General features: G+C 70.9%; 3 protein-coding genes. 1 reads left to right on the top strand and 2 read right to left on the bottom strand.

The window, feature by feature from the left end; translation table 11 throughout:
- Positions 1-56: 56 nt before the first annotated feature.
- Positions 57-320 carry a hypothetical protein gene (locus tag ACTIGN_RS17825; RefSeq protein WP_439626233.1) on the bottom strand — a complete coding sequence of 88 codons (264 nt, stop codon included), beginning with the start codon at positions 318-320 and terminating at the stop codon, positions 57-59.
- Positions 321-413: 93 nt separating this feature from the next.
- On the opposite strand from ACTIGN_RS17825, the gene dacB reads away from it, so the two are divergent.
- Positions 414-1,994, top strand: a complete 1,581-nt coding sequence (gene dacB / locus ACTIGN_RS17820) for a D-alanyl-D-alanine carboxypeptidase/D-alanyl-D-alanine endopeptidase (protein ID WP_439626231.1) — start codon at positions 414-416, stop codon at positions 1,992-1,994.
- A gap of 139 nt (positions 1,995-2,133) precedes the next feature.
- Here the strand turns inward: dacB and ACTIGN_RS17815 are convergent, their stop codons facing one another.
- Positions 2,134-2,544, bottom strand: coding sequence for a hypothetical protein (locus ACTIGN_RS17815; RefSeq protein WP_439626229.1), 411 nt, complete (start codon positions 2,542-2,544; stop codon positions 2,134-2,136).
- Positions 2,545-2,837: the final 293 nt, after the last annotated feature.

Genomic DNA, 2,837 nt, shown 5'->3' with positions numbered 1-2,837 from the left:
TCCGGTCGCTGTCGCTCCCGGCTCGCCGCGATCCCTGGCGCGTTCCGACACGCCTCCTATCCTCGTGCCCCCAGGTCGCGGAGGATGTCCTTGAGCGGCCGGCCGGTTCGTTCCTTCCGCATCTCCGCGCGCTCTTCGTCCGTGAACGGGGACTTCACCCCCGGCGGCAGTTTCCCCAGGCACTCGACCGCGAGCCGGCCGAGGACGTTGCCCTCGGGGTCCTTCAGTTCGACCTGATCGGGCGCGCTGCGGAGCTGGGCGAGGAGCTGCGGGTCGGTAATCGTGATGGACGTGCGTGTTCCTCCGGTACCGGCCATCATACCGCGGAGCCGGACCCGCTCGCAACTCGGCGGGCGGCGGGGTAGGATGGGTGTCCCCAGCGTGCCAGCCACCCCCCGCGAAAGGCGGTCGCCGTGCCCCGTGCGTGCCTGCTGCTCCTCGTTCCCCTCGGCCTCGTGCTTGGTCTCGTCGGCACCGGAGCGCCCGCAGCACCGCCCCAGCAGCCGAACGGGAACGCGCTCGCCAGGCAACTCGACGCGGTCCTCGACGGCCCCGACTACAAGCACGCGACGTGGGGCGTCCTCGTCGCCGACGCGAAGACCGGCGAGACGGTGTACGAGCGGAACCCCGAGGCGCTGCTCGCGCCGGCGTCGGTCACCAAGCTGTTCTCGTGCGCCGCCGCGCTGATCGCCGTCGGGCCGGACGCGACCACCGAAACGGCCGTGTACCAGCGCGGTGCGGTCACGAGCGGCAAGCTCCGCGGCGACCTGATCCTCGTGGCCGCCGGCGACCTCACGTTCGGCGGCCGCACGAGTGGCGGGAAGACCGTCTTCAAAGATAAAGACCACACCTACGCCAACAGCGGCCTCGGCGAGTGCGAGCTGACCGACACCGACCCGTGCGCCGCCCTCGACGACCTCGCGAAGCAGGTGCGGGCCGCCGGCATCACGCAGGTCGACGGCGAGGTCGCGGTGGACGACCGCCTGTTCACCCACACCCGCGGGAGCGGCAGCGGGCCGGACGTCGTCTCGCCGATCCTGGTGAACGACAACGTCATCGACATCCTGGTCACGCCCGGCGCGAAGCCCGGCGCCCCGGCGACCGTGACCACCCGGCCCGAGTCGGCGTTCTACCAGATGGACGCGCTCGTCGCGACCGGCGACGAGAAGACGGTCGCCGCCGTGCAACTCCTGCCCCTGGGCGCGAACCAGTTCGCGGTCCGCGGAACCGTGCCGGCCGGGGGCAAGCCGCAGGTGCGCATCTACCCCGTCGACGACCCGACGCAGTTCGCCCGCACGCTGTTCATCGAGGCGCTGCGGCGGAACGGCGTGAAACCGAACGCGGCGCTCGTGCGGCAGGCGCTCACCGTGCTCCCCGCGAGGGGCGAGTACGGGAAGCTCACGAGGGTCGCGGCGTTCACGCCGCCGCCGTTGCGCGACGCGGTGAAGGTCACGCTCAAGGTGAGCCACAACCTGTACGCCAGCACGATGCCGTGCCTCGTGGCCGTTGCGAAGGGGCTCGACACGGCCGAGGCCGGGCTCCGCGAGCAGCGCAAGATCCTGGAGAAGCTCGGCGTGGACGTGGCGCAGGTGTCGTTCGGGGGCGGGGCCGGCGGCGCGCCGGCCGACCACGTGTCGGCCCGTGCGACGGTCCAACTCCTTCAGGGCATGGCGAAGCGCCCGGAGTGGGACGCCTACAGGGCTGCGCTGCCGGTGCTCGGCGTGGACGGCACCCTGAGCGGGGTCGGCGACGACGGCCCGGCCCGCGGGAAGGTGTTCGCCAAGACGGGGACGCTCGTGTGGTTCGACGCGGCCAACGAGCGAATGCTCCTCAAGAGCAAGGCGCTGGCCGGCACGATGACCACGAGGGCCGGCACGGCGCTGCACTTCGCGATGTTCGTCAACAACGTCCCGCTGCCGGTCGGCGTCGGGCCGGGCCGCGAGGGGAAGGCGCTCAGCAAGCTGTGCGAGGTGCTGTACGACGCGGGACCGTGACGCGAACCCGAAGAAGTCCCAGGGTTCGCACCCTGGGCTACGCACTGTCGTCCCTCCGGGACTCAAGCATTGAGCCCCCGAAGGGGGCGGCAGTGCGTAGCCCAGGGTGCGAACCCTGGGTTCTGGTGCGAACTGGGACCTACCGGTCGGCCGGTACCGGGTGCGGGCCGGTGACGGCCATGAGTTGCGGCGGGGTCTCGGTCGCGTTGAAGAGGAGCGTGACGACGTGCCGGCCGGCGGGGTCGCCGGGGATCAGGCACCAGTAGCTCGTCGTGGCCAGTTCGTCGGCCCCGGCGGAGCGCATCTCGTCCGCGGTCGGCGGGCCGAGGATCTCTTCCACCTCCGGTTGGGTCATCCCGGGGTGGACCTCGCCGAGCCGTCGGGCGACCCGCTCGGCGGGCGACTCGGCCCGCGGCGCGGCCGCTCGCTCGCGCGACGTGGTGACAGTCTTCGCGGGGCGCGTGGGCGGGACGCGTTCGCAGCCGATCACCGACGCGAGCGCCAGAGCGCCGCACGCAACGCGGACCCGAAACGCGGGAGAGGGGCGCATGGCTGCGAATCCATCCGGGGAGGCGAAAAGACTCCGCGAACCGACCGACTGATACCGACTCGCGTGGATCAGTTGCTCTTGGTGGGGCAGGCATTCGTGCCTGCCTCCGAAGGCGTCTGGAGGCAGGCACGAATGCCTGCCCCACCGACAAAGAAACGAATCCATGCGAGTCGGTATGACGTGATGATGTGCGACCGCCGGGCGATTGTCAAAGGCCAACGCGAGAAACGGGCTCACTTGGGTATGCGTCGCGAAAGTTGGTGGGAACTGTGTTCAGTTCGGTGTAGCTTTGA

This window comes from Gemmata sp., assembly GCF_051859125.1.
In the GTDB taxonomy this organism is placed as follows: Bacteria; Planctomycetota; Planctomycetia; order Gemmatales; family Gemmataceae; genus Gemmata.
This window is presented reverse-complemented; position numbering and strand designations above follow the sequence as displayed.